A 16986-nucleotide genomic window follows, 5' to 3' on the forward strand; every position below is an offset into this window, starting at 1 on the left:
TTTGGGTGAGATGTGTGTAGTTCATTATGCAATTTCGACTGGCCGGTCAAAAAGGCACAAATGCTATCGCATCTTGCCCTCATTAACCGGTACCGTTCATAAATTGCACTTCATCCTAGAATTCGCCTTCTTTACTTAGCCGACCCAACCACAATAGAAATGTCTCGTTATCGCTTTGGGTGGAAACAATAACGAGACATTCGTGTGTTCGCTCATTGAGTGCGTGGCATCAGTGAAAATGCGCAGTGCCGGGTGTGGGTGTATCTTCTGGCATTTCAGGGTGCACTAATTCTGCCTCGCGGTCAGCAAACAAAGGTGTCCCACAATCGTCACAAAATTCCATTGCAAAAATTTCTTCCAGTTGAAGAATATTAACGATGCCGCATTCCGTTAAAATTTCTGGAATATCGCCGTTTACTTGTCCCGTATCGTCCATGCCAAGGGCAGCAAGTTGGTCTTCAGCCTGGTAAAGTGGCCAGACGACACCGTAAATGACTTCTGGAGCCTCCACAAGGCAAAAACTGATGCGAAATTCATCGATTTGACCGGGTGTCTCCTGCACACCGCAGGCGGCAATGACGACTTCAAACTGATTTGCTTCTTTGCCTAGCGTCTGTGTCAAATAAAATACAGCCGATCGAATTGAAGCAGGTCGAATCTTGATATCCGCTTCCCGGCAGGCTGTGTAGTAGGCTTCTGGTAACAAGAGTTCAATACCGCAGCCCGGAAGCAAATTTTTAATCGTCGGTTCCACCTGCTGTTGCCATTCAAGGAGCGCAGCCGATTTTGCTTTAACACAGTCATATGGCGCATCGAGCGCTTGCCATTGAAACAGTGGCGCATCAATTGGGGTCACTAAGACCGCCAATAAGTAGCGAATATCAGCGAGAAACGGCACCGTTTGGGCGCGCTCAGCTTCGACCGGAGGCGTGCTATTTTTAAGCAGCGACATTGCCTGACGTTCCATTAATGCATACGTCTCAGTGTGATTACGGGGCAATTGATCAATCGAATACAAATTAGGAAGCAAACGCAATTTAGCCTGATCTACGAGTAATTGCGTGCTTAATTGATGGGATAAAGACGCTAGTGCATCCACGGAGATCGATCCCGAGGAAATCTCAAAACGTGTCCACGCTAAAATAGGCGCTGCGATCAGCAGAGTGTAATATTGGTGCCCCTGGACTTCAAAAATGGCACTGGTACTGATAGTTTCCAAAGTCTCGACCAAAACCTCATAGCCATTTGGATGCGAGGCAAATAAATTTTCGGCAGCAGCATCTAAAATATCCTGATGGTGCTGTTTTAAATTTTTTGCGACATATAAATCCAATTTCTCTTGCCAGGCCAAGTCTTCCATACGGCTCGCAGATTGTGCGACGGCGAGTGACAGGTTGACTAGCCGTTGACTTTCAGCAGCGAGCTTTAATCTATTTCTTTTGATAGGTCGGCGCATAAGGGTTCTCTGTCAGATGTCATTTCACAATATCGCGACCATATGTTCAAAGCAACTATCGTGAAATAGCGAATGTAAGCGGATAAATTAGAGACCCGTTCTGGTGAGGAAAACGACTAAACCTTGATCCTCACCCGAGAATCGTGAGCATGCAGTTACAGGTATGGTCTACCTTTTATCGTATTGAGTTTTACCGAAAAGCATTTCTTTTGCTTTGTCATCAACCAGCGGCTTTCTTAGATCCGCCAGTACTTTTACGCCACGTTCCACAGCAGGGCGCGCACTAACTTCGTCGAACCAGCGTTTAACGTGTGGAAAATCTGCCAAATCAATACCCTGGTTTGCAAACGACCGTGTCCAAGGGAAAGTCGCAATATCTGCAATCGTATATTCATCACCTGCTAAATAAGGTGTTTTTGACAGCTGTTTATCAATCACGCCATACAAACGCTTTGTTTCGTTGGTATATCGATCTATCGCGTACTCGATTTTATTCGGAGCGTAGATGCGGAAATGATGGGTTTGACCAAACATAGGGCCAACGCCTCCCATTTGAAACATCAACCATTGCAAGGTATTGTATTTGTCGCGATCAGAGTTACCAAGAAATGATCCTGTCTTACCTGCCAGATACACCAGGATCGCGCCTGACTCAAATAATGAGATCGGTTTGCCGTCTGGACCATCAGAGTCGACGATAGCGGGAATCTTGTTATTGGGTGAAATGGATAAAAAATCCTCAGAAAATTGATCACCAGCACCAATATCAATCGGAATCGCACGATAATCCAACCCACACTCTTCGAGCATAATGTGTACCTTGTGGCCATTCGGTGTAGGCCAGGAATAAACATCTATCATTGCGATCCTCTTCAAAAGGTGAATAAAAATACAGAATTCCATTATGCAGAAATTTGAGTTTTTCTGCATAAGTTAGTCCACGTTGTCTGAGCAATTTATTTAATCAATTTCAGGCTACTATAGCAGAACCACAATTACCTACTATCTTATGACATTATCCCGATTGCGGTCATTTTTATCCTTGCATTTGGCCGTCTTACTTTTTGGTGCAGCTGGCGTTTTCGGTAAATATATAGCGTTGAGTGCACTGAGTCTGGTTTTCGGACGTACCTTGTTTGCAGCCTTATGTTTGCTGCCAATGATGAAATTGCAAACACTGAAGAAGTCAGTGAACTGGTACCTATCTCTAGTCAGCGGTGCGCTCTTAGCGATACACTGGTTGACTTTTTTTGCGTCGCTCCACTATGCGCCAGTCGCATTTGGTTTAATGGGATTTGCGACATATCCAATTTTTGTGGCGGTTCTTGAACCAATTATTTTGAAATCTGCCTGGCAGCGGCGTGATGTTCTGACCGCAATCATGGTGGTAGTGGGGCTGATTGTCATGGTGAGCGATACGGGATGGCAAGATGGGTCACTTCAGGGAATTGGCATGGGAGCACTCTCAGGCTTGTCATTTGCATTGCTGACTTTGAGCAATCGTCATCAGGGTGAAAACGAATCTTCAAGTCAAATTGCTTTTGTACAAAATGCGATTGCTTGCGCATTGCTGGCGCCTTTTGCGATTTATCAAGGCGAATTGCTCCATGTAAGCGTGCGTACCTGGGTGTTGCTGGGGGTATTAGGCGTCGTATTCACCGCGGTTTCACATACGTTGTTCGCCTTTAGTCTAAAAAAGATATCCGCCATTTTAGTCAGCGTCACTGCTGCCTTGGAACCAGTGTACGGCATGATTTTGGCCTACATAGTCTTAGGCGAAGTAATACAAACCCGCACCTTATTAGGAGCGGCGATCGTATTATTGACCACGACAATCGCAACCTATTTTCATACTTATTCGTCAAATAAAATTAATTAATAAGCAACAGTAGCTAACATTCGTTCATAATAGCAATTTGTTCACTTTAAATAGTTTGATGTTATGACTAACTCGCTGACCAAATTTTTGACTAAATTTTTCCAACTGTTTCTTATACCGTTTTGTCTGCTGCCACTTCCGTTCACGGTTCAAGCGAACTCTCTACCGCAATATCCGTTCATTCACGCAACGGGAAATGCATCGATATCAGTACCGGCTGATGTGGCTGAGCTTGAATTTGACATTCGCAGCCTGGCCGTAACACCACACGAATCTGGTCAACAACTCGAGGCGATGTCGAAAGAAATCGTGCAATTTTTGGCTAATAATCAGATTAATAGTAGCGACATTGAAACCTACGACACAAAAAAAATGGTGAGTGATGACGAAACGGTCGCGAATGAAAAAAGCTCGGTGCGCTACCGATTGCTACGCAGTTTTCACTTTGTCGTGAAAAATTTAGATCAATGGAAAACGCTGACGGATTTCTTGCTGAGTCGAACTTACCTTGGCAATCTTTCGGCAACGTTTGGGAGATCTGATCTCAATTTAATTCGGCAGCACTTGTTAGCTGCTGCCATTGCAAACGCTAAGGAAAATGCAAAAACGATGGCAGATGGGCTCGGTGTTAAATTAGGAAATGCCAGTGCAATTTCTGAAACACCGCTGGCAAAAATCGCGAGTGTCATGGGGTTTGAAGGTAATTCTGCAAATCTGGCTGGAATAATTAGCTCTGAGAAGCCACCGCAGCTTGATTCCGTGGATTTATCAATTCCGAGTGCTTTGCACTATAAAAACGCCGTAGATGTCGTTTTTAAGATGAAATAAAAAATAAAGACGGTGAATCTCAGCCGTCTTTATTTTATTTAGGTCTAACCTTGCAACCGTTGAGTGTTTAAGAACGCGTAATTGGCAAACCTAGATCTTCGCTGAGACTAATATGTTTTGCCAGTTCTAACTTAGCAATTGCATTCCGGTGAACTTCATCCGGCCCATCAGCGAGGCGTAATGTACGATTGCCCGCCCATTGAGCTGCCAATGGAAAATCGCCCGAAACGCCGCCAGCGCCATGCGCCTGAATTGCCCAGTCAAGAACTTGTTGAGTGACGTTCGGCGCCAACACTTTAATCATCGCGATTTCGGCTTGGGCATGCTTATTACCAACGGTATCCATCATGTAAGCCGCTTTGAGAGTCAATAAACGAGCAGTATCGATTTGAATACGGGATTCGGCAATACGTTCACGCCAGATACTTTGCTCGGATATTTTCTTGCCAAAAGCGGTGCGACTATTGAGACGCTTACACATCAATTCTAATGCACGTTCGGCCACGCCAATGGCACGCATGCAATGATGGATGCGACCAGGGCCTAAGCGACCTTGTGCAATTTCAAAGCCTCGACCTTCACCTAGCAAGATGTTGCTTGCTGGCACCCGAACATTTTCAAATAAAATTTCGCAATGACCATGTGGGGCATCGTCGTAGCCAAAAACGGGGAGGGGACGTTTAACAGTAATGCCGGGCGTTTTTGCATCCACCAATATCATCGATTGTTGTGAATGGCGCGCAGCATTGAAGTCGGTTTTTCCCATCAAGATATAAACAGAGCAACGAGGATCGCCAGCGCCAGAAATCCACCATTTATGACCATTAATCACGTAATGATCGCCATCACGATCAATTCTGGTTTCAATGTTGGTCGCGTCAGAAGAAGCAACGCCAGGTTCTGTCATCGCAAATGCTGAACGAATTTCTCCTCGGAGAAGTGGTTCCAGCCATTGCTTTTTGTGTTCTTCAGAGCCGTAACGTTCTATGGTTTCCATATTGCCGGTATCTGGCGCGGAGCAATTGAAAACCTCTGGTGCCCAGCTAACTCGTCCCATAATTTCGCATAATGGTGCGTAATCAAGATTGGACAAGCCTTCCGGTGCGCGAACTGATTTTGGTAAGAATAAATTCCATAGACCTTGTTCACGCGCCTTTGGTTTCAGGTCTTCAATAATTTGGGTAGCCAGCCAGCGATTACCTTTTTCAGACCCATTACGGTCAATTTCTTCTTTATATGCTTTTTCATTTGGATAAATGTGTTCATCCATGAAGCGTAACAATTTAGCTTGCAAGGTCTTACAACGTTCTGAGTATTCGAATTCCATGTTATCTCCGGTATGTTTTTTGGACTTCTCTGAATCTTTAAAGATCTTTTTTGGGCCTTCCTGGCCTTTTTGGTCTTTTTGGACTTATTTACTTACAACGAAAATGCAGTAGCTATAATTCTTTTGAATGAAAACCTACGTTAGCGCATCGCTTTGTTGACGTAACTCCAGCCTAATTCTGCCATTGGCCGTGCAGCTTCGCCGGATTTCTTTGCCTGAGCGCTAGACGCCGTGCCGTCGACAAAGCGTTTCATAATGCCTTGCAAAATACCCGCCATGCGGAACAGGTTATAGGCCAGATAAAAATTGAAATCTTCTGGACGAATCGTTTTGCCCGTGCGCTCGCAATACTTAGCGATATATTCTTGTTCGCTTGGGATACCTAATGCCTTGTAATCAACGCCCTTGATGCCACGGAATTGGCCGGGAGTGACGTGCCAGCTCATGCAATGATAGGAGAAATCTGCCAATGGATGACCCAGAGTCGATAATTCCCAATCCAAAATAGCCAAAATTCGCGGTTCGGTCGGGTGGAACATCATGTTGTCGAGACGATAGTCGCCGTGCACGATACTCGTATCATCGCCAGCAGGAATATGATGCGGTAACCACTCGATGAGATTGTCCATCGCATCGATTTTCTCAGTCTCTGATGCCCGGTATTGTTTCGTCCAGCGATCAATCTGGCGTGCAAAATAATTTCCTGGTTTGCCATAATCAGCGAGACCAATCGCTGCATAGTCGATGGTGTGCAATTGGGCAATGACGCGATTCATTTCATCGTAAATTTCAGCGCGCTGTGGCGGTGTCATACCTGGAAGCGACTGATCCCACAACACGCGTCCATCAACAAATTCCATGATGTAAAAGGCGCGCCCGATTACGTCTTCATCGCTACATAAAGCGTACTGCTTAGCAGCCGGAAAACCGGCTTTACTCAAGGCATCCATCACCTTAAATTCGCGTTCGATAGCATGCGCCGAAGGTAATAATTTTGCGACTGGGCCAGGTTTTGCGCGTAAAACATAGTGTTGATTGCCAACACTAAGCTTGAAGGTAGGATTGGACTGGCCGCCTTTAAATTGCGCGACTTCCAATTTATCTGCCATGGATGCATCAAAGCCTGCTACATGCTGCCGCATATAGTCGGCGAGGGCGCCGATATTAAACTTTTGACGCTCGGCAACTGCCATGGTGCCCATAAATTCTTCAAACATCGATGTCTCCTCGCTTTTTGCGTATGGTCGTTGATCTTACCCGCGAAGTTATCACTTGTGAGGGTATCAAAACTATTTTAACTCAAATAATCGAACGTCCGTACTATTTTAATTTATTGTATTCATTTTATCTGTTGGATGGAACAACATTTCAATCCGTAATGAAAAATGGCCACCTGGAAAAATCGGGTGGCCATCTCATAAAAAGCATTTTTTTTGCCAAATTCAGGCAAATAAGTGAAGTACGCCATCCAATCCGACAAAATTCAATGCCACATTGGCCTGTGATCTGACGATAGGCTTGGCGCGAAATGCAACCGACATCCCCGCAATATGCATCATCTTTAAATCATTGGCACCGTCACCCATGACGATCGCTTGTTGCGAGCTAATTCCCAACTCCTGGCAAACACGTTCGACAGTTTTTTGTTTTTCAGTGGCGTCAACGATGGTGCCGATCACCTTACCAGTCAATTTACCATTTTCGATCTCAAGTACATTGGAATGACTGTAGTCGAGATTCAGTAAGGATTTCATGCGATCAGTAAAGAATGTAAATCCACCTGAAACCAAGAGCGTCTTTAAGCCAGCGCGCTGAACCGCTTTAAGCATTGCTTCGGCACCCAGTGATAAATTCAAGCGTTCATCGAAAACCTGTTGTAACGCCGATGCATCAAGGCCTTTGAGCAGTGCCACGCGACGGATTAAACTTTCTTGAAACTCTAATTCTCCACGCATTGCGGCTTCTGTAATTTCCGCTACTTGAGGTTTTAAGCCTTGCATATCAGCGATTTCATCGATGCATTCAATGGTAATCAATGTGGAATCCATATCCATGGCAACAAGTTTAAAGTCGCTTAATGAAAGTGGTGCCGCCATTTTAGTAACATCCCATGCTTTGGCGAATGCATGTTGTTGGATATTACCCCATTGTTTTTCATCGATCGAAACACCTTCGAGTTTAATGACTTTTGGACTGATGTTCTTGCTGGCACTGGCACTGCTCAAGGCAATAATTTTATGCAAATCGGCATCATTATGATCAATATCTTGCAGAGACTGGATGATAAGCTGTGGAGTCGTCATTGTTAGCTAACAAAGTTTAAATATAATTTAATGCAGTTCAAATGTAGTTCAAATATCGTCACAAATGCTCAGTAGCATCGATTGAAGGATCTATTGCAATGCTTTTAGTGTCAACTTAATCTGCGCGACGCGGCTTGCCAGATCGGGCATATTTGCAGTAATTCTTAATTTATCTTGACCATTGAGCCGGATGTGCTTGTTCTTTTGCACCAGCTCAATAATACGCATGGCATCGATGGGAGGCTGTGGTTCAAATTGCAAACTAGCGGCTTCCCCGTGCACATCTATTTTTATGATTCCCAATGGCTTTGCAGCGACGCGTAAGCGATGGGTTTCCAACAGTGATTGAACTTGTTCAGGCAGTTTGCCAAAACGGTCTATCATTTCCTCTTGCATATCATCAATTGCACTGGCTTTACTGCAATTGGCCAATCGTTTGTATATGGACAGCCGTTCGTGAACGTCACCACAAAAATCGTTCGGTAATAGCGCAGGAATATGCAGATTAATTTCAGTTGTGCTCGATAAAGGTGCCGCAAGATCTGGCTCTTTGCCATTTTTCAGAGAGCGGACAGCTTCATTCAACATATCGGAATACATTTGAAAGCCGATCTCATGCATCTCACCGGATTGGTTATCGCCTAATACTTCACCAGCACCACGAATTTCCAGATCGTGCATCGCAAGATAAAATCCGCTACCTAACTCTTCCATCTGTTGAATTGCTTCTAAGCGGCGATTTGCTTGTTTGGTCAACCCCTGTACGTCATGTACCAGCAGGTAAGCGTAGGCTTGATGATGCGAGCGACCGACACGTCCACGCAATTGATGCAATTGCGCCAATCCAAATTTATCGGCTCTATGCATGATGATGGTATTGGCGGTCGGAACGTCGATACCCGTTTCGATGATAGTCGTACACAATAGGATGTTATGGCGCTGCGCTACAAAATCGCGCATTACTTTTTCCAGATCTCGCTCATGCATTTGCCCATGCGCGACAATCACGCGTGCTTCTGGCAATAAGGCTTCGAGCATTGCTTTACGGTTTTCTATCGTTTCTACTTCGTTGTGCAAAAAGTAAACTTGGCCGCCGCGCTTTAATTCGCGCAGACAAGCTTCGCGAATAACGGAATTATCTTCGCTACGGACAAAAGTTTTAATTGCCAAACGTTTCTGAGGTGCGGTCGCAATGATCGAAAAATCGCGCAAACCTTCCAGTGCCATTCCCAGAGTACGGGGGATAGGTGTCGCTGTTAAAGTCAGTACGTCTACTTCTGCACGCAATGATTTCAGGGCTTCTTTTTGTCGCACACCAAACCGATGCTCTTCGTCGATGATCACCAAACCCAGACGGGAAAACTTTACGTCATCAGATAACAGTTTATGCGTACCAATGACGATATCAACGGTACCATCGCCCATCCCCTTAATTGCCAAATTAATTTCTTTGCCAGATCGGAAACGAGATAATTCAGCGATTTTTACTGGCCAATTTGCAAAACGATCTGCAAAAGTTTGTGCGTGCTGCTCTGCCAGCAAGGTGGTTGGTGCCAAAATTGCGACTTGCTTGCCCCCCATGACGGCAACGAACGCAGCGCGTAAAGCAACTTCTGTTTTACCAAAACCTACATCGCCACAAATCAGCCTATCCATGGGCTTGCCAGAGGTCATATCGCCAATCACCGCTGTGATTGCAGCAGCTTGATCTGGAGTCTCCTCAAAGCCAAAGCTCTCTGCAAAGGCTTCGTAGTCTTTACTTGAATATTCAAAAGCATGACCTTGACGTGCAGCTCGGCGCGCATAGAGATTAAGCAATTCTGCAGCAGTATCGCGAATCTGTTGGGCGGCTTTCTTCTTCGCCTTTTCCCATTGTCCAGAACCTAGACTATGCAATGGCGCATCGTCCGGCGACGCGCCTGAGTAGCGCGAAATGACGTGCAATTGCGCTACCGGAACATAGAGTTTGGTTTCTTTAGCGTACTCAAGATGTAAAAATTCGGTATCACCTTCACCTAAATCCATACTGATCAGGCCCATATAGCGACCAATGCCATGGTTACTATGAACCACAGGATCGCCGATTTTGAGTTCTGACAGGTCGCGCACCATATGCTCGACTTGGGTTACTGCCTCCTGCTTTTTGCGGCCTATACGCTTTCCGCTGCCAGCATATAATTCCGCTTCGGTAATAAAAACTACACCGTCGGCAAGCATAAAACCAGCATGCAATGGTGCGACGCCCAGCATTAGTTTTGGACTTGCAGTGACAAAGTCTGTGTAGCCTTCGCACAAACTGAGGGAAATAGCGTATTCGTTAAAATACTGTTGCAGCGTTTCGCGTCGCCCCAAAGTTTCAGCGCAGATCATGACTCGCTTATCCGTTTGCAATAAAAACGAGCGTAAATTAATCAGCGGGTCATCCGCTCGGCGATTCACCGAAATATCGGGTAAAAAAGCAGAGATTTCAGTTCCTTCTGCTGAAGAAGTGCCTTTTTCTGCAGGCGTAATTACCCAACGTGCTTGCGTTTTCATTGCGGCAAAAAAATCGTCGTCGCGCAAAAATACGGTTTCAGGGGATAAAACTGGTCGTTCTCTGTCTGCTTTTAAAAATTGATAGCGCGAGCGTGTATCGGTCCAAAACCGTTGAATTGCTTCGTCGATATTGCCCACTAATGCGAAGTGGGGCGAGGCAGGCAAGTAGTCAAAGAGAGTGGCAGACTGTTCAAAAAATAGCGTCAGGTAGTATTCAATACCAGCCGATGCGATGCCATTGCCAATATCTTTGTATATCGATGAGCGCGAAGGGTCACCTTCAAACGTTTCTCGCCAACGACTGCGAAATGCGGTTCTTGCAGGCTCGTCCATTGGGAATTCGCGCCCAGGCAACAACCTCACTTCGGGCACGGGGTAAAGTGACCGCTGGGTATCTGCATCAAAAGTGCGGATCGTTTCTATCGTGTCACCGAACAAATCTAAGCGATATGGTAACGCCGAGCCCATAGGGAAAAGATCAATTAATCCACCACGAACGGAATACTCGCCAGGAGACATAACTTGGTTGACGTGACTATATCCAGCTAAAGTCAGCTGTGATTTTAGCTTTGCTTCATCTAAGGTATCGCCTTTTTTAAAGAAAAACGTGTAGGCGGCTAAAAACGACGGTGGTGCCATCCGCAGCAAAGCGGTTGTAGCGGGCGCTAAAAGCACATCGCAGTTGCCATTTTGAATTTCATGCAGACTGGCCAAGCGTTCTGAAACCAAGTCTTGATGCGGAGAAAATGCATCGTAGGGGAGGGTTTCCCAATCTGGCAGCAAATGACAACGCAATTCAGGATTAAACCAGGGAATTTCATCGCGCAACCTCTGAGCGTCGCCAGGATTGGCAACAAAAACAGTCAACATGCGTTTTTCAGACTTAAGCGCAGTCGCGGCCTGTGCGAGCGCAAACGCATCCGCAGAACCATGTAAGGTCGGAAGAGCCAGTCTATGGCCCGGTTTTGCTAAAGATTTCTTGAAATCGAATGACATTGCGGCTGAAAATTGAAGAACCCATAAAAGCAGCTGAAGGAACCGCGTACAGAATGAAATACGCGGTTAAAATGAGAGCTTATTATAAACGAACGGACTGTTCTCTTCAGAGAACGCGTAAAAGAAGTATGCATGAAGCTATGAAACACGCCCCCCTAAGTCCGCGCTACGTTGCCTTAATTCCGGCAGCTGGCGTTGGTAGCCGCATGGGTAAAGACATACCTAAACAATATATTAATGTTGCCGGAAAGACGATATTGCAGCACACCGTTGATGCATTTTTAAATTTCCCTGGCATTTTGCATACCTATGTCATCGTCAGTCCAGAAGATGCCTTTGCCGACGACTCTTTGAAGAGCGATCAACATCTAACTATCATGCGTTGTGGTGGTGCCAGTAGGCGGGATACGGTCAGAAACGGTTTGAGTGAAATCCGGGATCAATTAAATCCAAACGACTGGGTCTTGGTCCATGATGCAGCCAGACCCGGTCTGACTACCGATTTATTGAGAAAATTAATCAACGAAGTTGGAGAGCATCAAGTCGGAGGGCTATTAGCGCTGCCGGTTGTTGACACGGTGAAGCGGGTAATGGTTGGCAAGATGCAAACCATATCACGCGACGGCATGTGGCTGGCACAGACCCCACAAATGTTTAGGTATCAATTACTATGCGATGCCTTGGATGCAGCTAATCAGGTGACTGATGAGTCTAGTGCAGTCGAAGCTGCGGGCTACACGCCTGCCTTAGTAGAAGGTCATGTATGTAATTTAAAAGTGACTTTACCAGCTGATCTCGATCAGATAAAACGCTATTTGGATGGCCAGCTACGAGGCGCCTGAATGTAGGTATAAAGTAAATACAAAAACCACAGAAAAACGAGAGAAATTTGATGAAAAATAATATTCCTCCCTTCAGAATCGGGCAAGGTTATGACTGTCACGCATTGGTACCAGGTCGAAAACTCATTATTGGCGGCGTGGATATCCCGCATACGACAGGTTTATTAGGTCACTCCGATGCAGATGTGCTGTTGCATGCCATTACGGATGCAATCTTCGGCGCCGCGGGTTTGGGCGATATCGGGCGTCATTTTCCTGATACTGATGTCCGGTTTTCTGGTGCAGATTCACGGGTACTGTTGCGTGAAGCCATAAAGCGCTTGCATGAAGCTGGTTATGCCGTAGGTAATTTGGATGCAACTATTATTGCCCAAGCGCCAAAGATGGCACCGCACATTCCCTTTATGCGGGAGCATGTTGCCATGGATCTGGAGGTCGACGTAACACAGGTTAATATCAAAGCGAAGACCAATGAAAAGTTGGGATACTTAGGCCGTGAGGAAGGGATTGCTGCAGAGGCAGCAGTACTCATATTTAAGATTGATAAACTTTAAAATCGAGGTTTTAATTTAAATTGTAGATCGCGAAAAAACAAAATTATCTGGCTAAGCGTCGACAACGGCGTCAAACACATCTCGGAACTGATCAAAAAGGATCTACTATGAATCAAGAAAACGTGAAGCAATTACTGCTGCAATTGCATACTGAGTTGGCTAACGCAGATGAAGTGGACGGTGAATTAAAATCCTTGCTGCAAAATTTAAACAAAGATATTCATCACGTACTTAATAGCGAACAGGCTCATGATGACCCTGTCTATGCCGCTTTGAGTGATCGCTCTGTTGCGCTATCCGCTCAATTCGCCGCTGAACACCCGAAACTAGAGCCTGCTTTACGCGAGCTTGCATCAATGCTGGCTAAAATTGGGGTCTGATTATTTTAACGCTGGAATCCTATAGGCATAGCCTTGGGATATGCCTATCGCTGTTAGTATCGTAGCGTCTTATTTTGAAGCCAATCTGTGAAAAAGATTGGCTTTTCTTTTTGCAACTACAATGCTCCTGACAATTAACGATCGTATTGTTGGGCATAGGAGGCGATGACGTTTTTGCAATTTCATTATCTTTGACTGAATTGGAATAGGGAAGATCACATTTGTTTTTGCCTGGTTACCTTCGAACAAATAATATTAAATGGGTCAATATCGTAAGCTAACATCCTGATAACACACCCTAGCTTCATGCAAAGGTGGGTTACAAGTTTTAGCTGGTTGGCAAGGACACTTTGAAATTCGGTAATTTTAGGCATGAACGTGAATAATTGACAAAAATAATCGACTCAAAAAGGTCTTTAGCGTCGTTTTTCGTCTTTTGATGTTTAACTTTTAAAAGATGCCACATCTAAAAGAGACCGTATTTGGTATGATTAACCCCACACTCGGTTATATTGAAAAAGATCCTCGAATAAAATGCGTTCGTTAATTCCGAAACGACAATAGCGGATTGAAATAGCAACAAATCACATCAATACGGAGCAGCAATGAAAAAGCGCACAGCAAGAAACACTAATCAATTATGCGTCCAGCTTCCCACATTGGGTTTGCGGTTTGCCTTTCTGGTTATTGGATTAACGTCAGTCCCTGCTTTTGCAACATTGGGGGGGAATTCTGCCACTGTGATTGCTGATCAAGCAGCGTTCGGAGCCTCGCTTGCAAAAAACACGACAGCTGGATACACCGATTACGTACTCACATTACCCAATGGAATCATCGTCCACGAGTTTGTGAATGCTGCCGATCAGGTCTTCGAAGTGACTTGGAACGGGAAGGGTACTCGTCCAGACATGAAACAACTACTCGGCCCCTATTTTAATCAAACTATCACCGCGCCAAAAAAGGGACACCCAACGTTGCGGCGTGCTGATATTGCCGGTTCAAATGTAGAAATTCACTCTGCTGTAGTCAACCGCGTTTTCAGTGGCACTGCGCATATTCCTTCAAAAATACCATCAACGCTGAATGGTCCTGTTAATGTACCCAATGACCGCATTACGCCGACGCCTTCAAATAACGTTAACAGAAATAATTAGACCTAATTAGAGGCAATTAGAAGCAATTAGAACTGATTGAAAAGGTAGCGGTATTAAATAAGTGTATTTCCAGCGTATAGCAGTGATTTAATTTTTTGACCGATTTGAGATTAAAAAGATGAAAAAATTTGCCTTTGTGTTGATCGCCTGCGCATTAATCACCAGTTGTGGTGGTGGTTCGAGCAGTTCAGGATCCTCTTCATCCCCGACACCTTCAACGACGGGCATAACGGTTGGCGGCACAGTAACTGGATTGAGCGGTTCCGTTATTTTGCAAAATAATGGTGGCGACACAATTACGGTAACGGGTAATAGCACGTTCACATTCCCGACAGCATTGGCAAGTGGAAAGCAGTATGCAGTGAGCACAACAACGACTTCCCCCAACTATTATGCCTGCTCAATTACAAATGGCACGGGAACAGTAGCAAGCAGCAATGTGACAAATGTTGCGGTTTCTTGCTCGCTTGTACCTCAGGTTGCCATGGCCTGTGGGAATGCAACTTCAATTGGCAGTGGAAATGTTGCGCCGTTGGTGATAGACGGCTTCCCGTGCGCTGCGGGCGGTACGGCAGGTGGTGCGAATAATGCCAATGTGCCCTACGTCAGCGTAAAAATTTGCGCACCTGGGAGCACAACTAATTGCCAAATTATTGATCACGTTATTGTTGACACAGGGTCCGCGGGTTTGCGCATCGCTTCAACAGCTCTTGCATCAAATTTGCAGCCTGGAAGTGGATTGCCGACCGTAGCCGGACGTAATGCAGCGACGTCGTTAGCTGAGTGTGAAATCTATGTTGCCTCTTACGTCTATGGGCCTGTCGTCAGCGCAGACGTCTATATTGCAGGCAAATTGGTCAAAAATACCAATATGCAGGTATTTGGTGCGCCTGGATATCAGGTTCCAGCCGCTTGTAGCAACCAAGGTGGCACTGAAACGGACACAACACAAGCATTCAATGGCAACGGATTAATAGGTGTTAGTTTTGATTTGCTCGATAATTACGCGATGTATTTTGATTGCCAGAACTCCGCACTTGGTCAATGCACTTCAAATACTTCGTATGCCGGTTTGCCAAACATTGTGAGTCAGTTTTCATCAGATAATAACGGTGTCGTCTTAGCATTGCCATCCGTGCCATCCACAGGGTTAAGTACACCTACAGTCGGCACTTTAACTTTCGGTGTGAGTACGCAAGCAAATAATACCCCCGCAGTTTCAACGTTGGCGATTATCAATGACAATTTGGGTGAGTTTGCCGCAAAGGTAGGGAATACTTGGTATTCAGCCTATATCGATAGTGGAACTGACTTGATGTATTTTAATGACAATACGAACACGAACCTGACACTATGCTCGAGCAAAGGAGTGAATGCTGGTTTGTACTGCCCGGCACAACCGCAAAATATTCCAGTTTCATTTGCAAACTATGCTAGTGCTGGAAAAACGCCGGTTGCTATTGGTGCAATGACATATCAAGTTGCAAACGCTGATGTCATCAATACGCCTTCGGCGATTGTGTTTAGTAATGTTGCTGGCCCCATCGCAGGTTCAACCACACTGAGTGCAACAACGATGGCTTTTGGCTTATCGTCCTTCTACGGGCACAATATGTATTTCCTTTTCAATTCAATGAGTGCGCCGGGAACTGGATTGGGCGGAACAGCCTCCACGACGGTCACTGGCCCTATCAACGGCATTCAGTGATAACGAGCTGCATCGCCAATGTCAAACGACCCTGGCGATGCAGCAAACTAAACCGTTCATATGAAAAATATCTGAGATAATTGGCTTTTCAAAAATGTCCAGTTCGCCTTGGTATTTTTGCTCGTCTTTTGCTGCCTCACATCGCTCAATCCATGATTGAACCTTGGTTGCTAAGTAGGCAAACAGTAATTGACCCTTCATTTGACATATCGTTTGACATATCGATTGACATATCAAGTGCTACTTCCAGGGACTTAGAAACTCCTTCAAATATTGATTAAAGCTCACTCTTCACACGCGCCAAGCAAGTGTAAGTGCGTCGCAACTTGTGCTTTTAGCTAACGCTAATACTGTCTTCTGACCGTGATGCCAACTCATAGCGATATTAATATCTATATCCTTGCACATATAATTCCACTACAGCACCAAAATGGTAATTGATTGAATTTGATTGAATTTGATTTAAGATGCGTTCTCAGCGTTAGCTGAATTCAAATCCTGGCACAGATACTCAATAAACTATTATGCAATAGTGCAAAAGAAATTAAGTGTGTAATATGTTTTTTTATAAAGCGAGAATATAAGAAGCTTTGTGGTTCTACCAAAGACCAGCAACTATTTTGGCCTTTGACGGTGCCAGCAAGTAGGGGCTGTGCACGTATGAAGAAAGAACTGAGAAAAACCACCGAAGGCGGGACGTCATTCGAGTAACCCTATGCAACCGGAAGACCCTGTTACTGATTGGAGCGACACAAACTCTAAGGTGCGAACAAAACGCACGCGAGGTGACCGGGGAAGATTATTGAAGAGATTGTGTAAGCAGGGCGCGCAACAACTCATCTCGTTGATGCGGCAATTGACAAAAAACAAGTAAATGATATTAGTTCACAATAAGTTGCACTTTAGCATGTAACTTATTGTATAGTTTTGAACTTATTGTTAGTAGTGTTATGCTTGAATGAAACGGGCACTGCAAAGTTACCAAATTTTGTCATTACCTGCAAAAAAATAATTTAAAAGTGTC

At 45.0% G+C, this 16986-nt stretch carries 13 protein-coding genes; 7 read left to right on the forward strand and 6 right to left on the reverse strand.

Going from position 1 to position 16986, the window contains the following annotated elements; genetic code table 11:
- Nucleotides 1-229 precede the first annotated feature (229 nt).
- Both ACO0K1_RS02600 and ACO0K1_RS02605 read right to left on the reverse strand, forming a co-directional pair.
- A complete protein-coding gene (locus tag ACO0K1_RS02600; protein ID WP_423022390.1) occupies nt 230-1456 on the reverse strand; it encodes a DUF2863 family protein in 1227 nt (408 codons plus the stop codon).
- Nucleotides 1457-1624: 168 nt separating this feature from the next.
- Nucleotides 1625-2317 carry a glutathione binding-like protein gene (locus tag ACO0K1_RS02605; RefSeq protein WP_423022392.1) on the reverse strand — a complete coding sequence of 231 codons (693 nt, stop codon included), beginning with the start codon at nt 2315-2317 and terminating at the stop codon, nt 1625-1627.
- 148 nt (nt 2318-2465) lie between these two features.
- Here ACO0K1_RS02605 and ACO0K1_RS02610 point away from each other — a divergent pair, with 148 nt between their 5' ends.
- Both ACO0K1_RS02610 and ACO0K1_RS02615 read left to right on the forward strand, forming a co-directional pair.
- A complete protein-coding gene (locus tag ACO0K1_RS02610; protein WP_423022394.1) occupies nt 2466-3335 on the forward strand; it encodes a DMT family transporter in 870 nt (289 codons plus the stop codon).
- Between the two features lie 87 nt (nt 3336-3422).
- On the forward strand, nt 3423-4163 hold the full coding sequence (locus tag ACO0K1_RS02615) for an SIMPL domain-containing protein (RefSeq protein WP_423022396.1): 741 nt from the start codon (nt 3423-3425) through the stop codon (nt 4161-4163).
- A gap of 67 nt (nt 4164-4230) precedes the next feature.
- Here the strand turns inward: ACO0K1_RS02615 and ACO0K1_RS02620 are convergent, their stop codons facing one another.
- From ACO0K1_RS02620 to mfd, 4 genes are all read right to left on the reverse strand, one after another.
- Nucleotides 4231-5490 carry an acyl-CoA dehydrogenase family protein gene (locus tag ACO0K1_RS02620; protein ID WP_423022398.1) on the reverse strand — a complete coding sequence of 420 codons (1260 nt, stop codon included), beginning with the start codon at nt 5488-5490 and terminating at the stop codon, nt 4231-4233.
- Nucleotides 5491-5630: 140 nt separating this feature from the next.
- Nucleotides 5631-6707, reverse strand: a complete 1077-nt coding sequence (locus ACO0K1_RS02625; RefSeq protein WP_423022400.1) for a phosphotransferase family protein — start codon at nt 6705-6707, stop codon at nt 5631-5633.
- A gap of 225 nt (nt 6708-6932) precedes the next feature.
- On the reverse strand, nt 6933-7793 hold the full coding sequence (gene serB / locus ACO0K1_RS02630) for a phosphoserine phosphatase SerB (RefSeq protein ID WP_423022402.1): 861 nt from the start codon (nt 7791-7793) through the stop codon (nt 6933-6935).
- A gap of 90 nt (nt 7794-7883) precedes the next feature.
- Nucleotides 7884-11324 carry a transcription-repair coupling factor gene (gene mfd, locus ACO0K1_RS02635; RefSeq protein ID WP_423022404.1) on the reverse strand — a complete coding sequence of 1147 codons (3441 nt, stop codon included), beginning with the start codon at nt 11322-11324 and terminating at the stop codon, nt 7884-7886.
- A 140-nt stretch (nt 11325-11464) separates the two neighbouring features.
- On the opposite strand from mfd, the gene ispD reads away from it, so the two are divergent.
- From ispD to ACO0K1_RS02660, 5 genes are all read left to right on the forward strand, one after another.
- Nucleotides 11465-12166, forward strand: a complete 702-nt coding sequence (gene ispD / locus ACO0K1_RS02640) for a 2-C-methyl-D-erythritol 4-phosphate cytidylyltransferase (RefSeq protein ID WP_423022406.1) — start codon at nt 11465-11467, stop codon at nt 12164-12166.
- 50 nt (nt 12167-12216) lie between these two features.
- The gene (gene ispF / locus ACO0K1_RS02645; RefSeq protein WP_423022408.1) at nt 12217-12720 is read left to right on the forward strand and encodes a 2-C-methyl-D-erythritol 2,4-cyclodiphosphate synthase; all 504 of its coding nucleotides are present in this window, start codon (nt 12217-12219) and stop codon (nt 12718-12720) included.
- A gap of 107 nt (nt 12721-12827) precedes the next feature.
- Nucleotides 12828-13100: a DUF4404 family protein gene (locus tag ACO0K1_RS02650; RefSeq protein ID WP_423022410.1), complete on the forward strand. Its 273-nt coding sequence runs from the start codon at nt 12828-12830 to the stop codon at nt 13098-13100.
- A gap of 605 nt (nt 13101-13705) precedes the next feature.
- On the forward strand, nt 13706-14254 hold the full coding sequence (locus ACO0K1_RS02655; RefSeq protein ID WP_423022412.1) for a DUF2844 domain-containing protein: 549 nt from the start codon (nt 13706-13708) through the stop codon (nt 14252-14254).
- A 118-nt stretch (nt 14255-14372) separates the two neighbouring features.
- Nucleotides 14373-15962 (forward strand): DUF3443 family protein, encoded by a 1590-nt coding sequence (locus ACO0K1_RS02660; protein ID WP_423022414.1) that lies wholly within the window; start codon nt 14373-14375, stop codon nt 15960-15962.
- The last annotated feature ends 1024 nt before the right edge of the window (nt 15963-16986 follow it).

Origin of the sequence: Undibacterium sp. SXout20W (assembly GCF_049340285.1) — a bacterium.
In the GTDB taxonomy this organism is placed as follows: Bacteria; Pseudomonadota; Gammaproteobacteria; order Burkholderiales; family Burkholderiaceae_D; genus Undibacterium.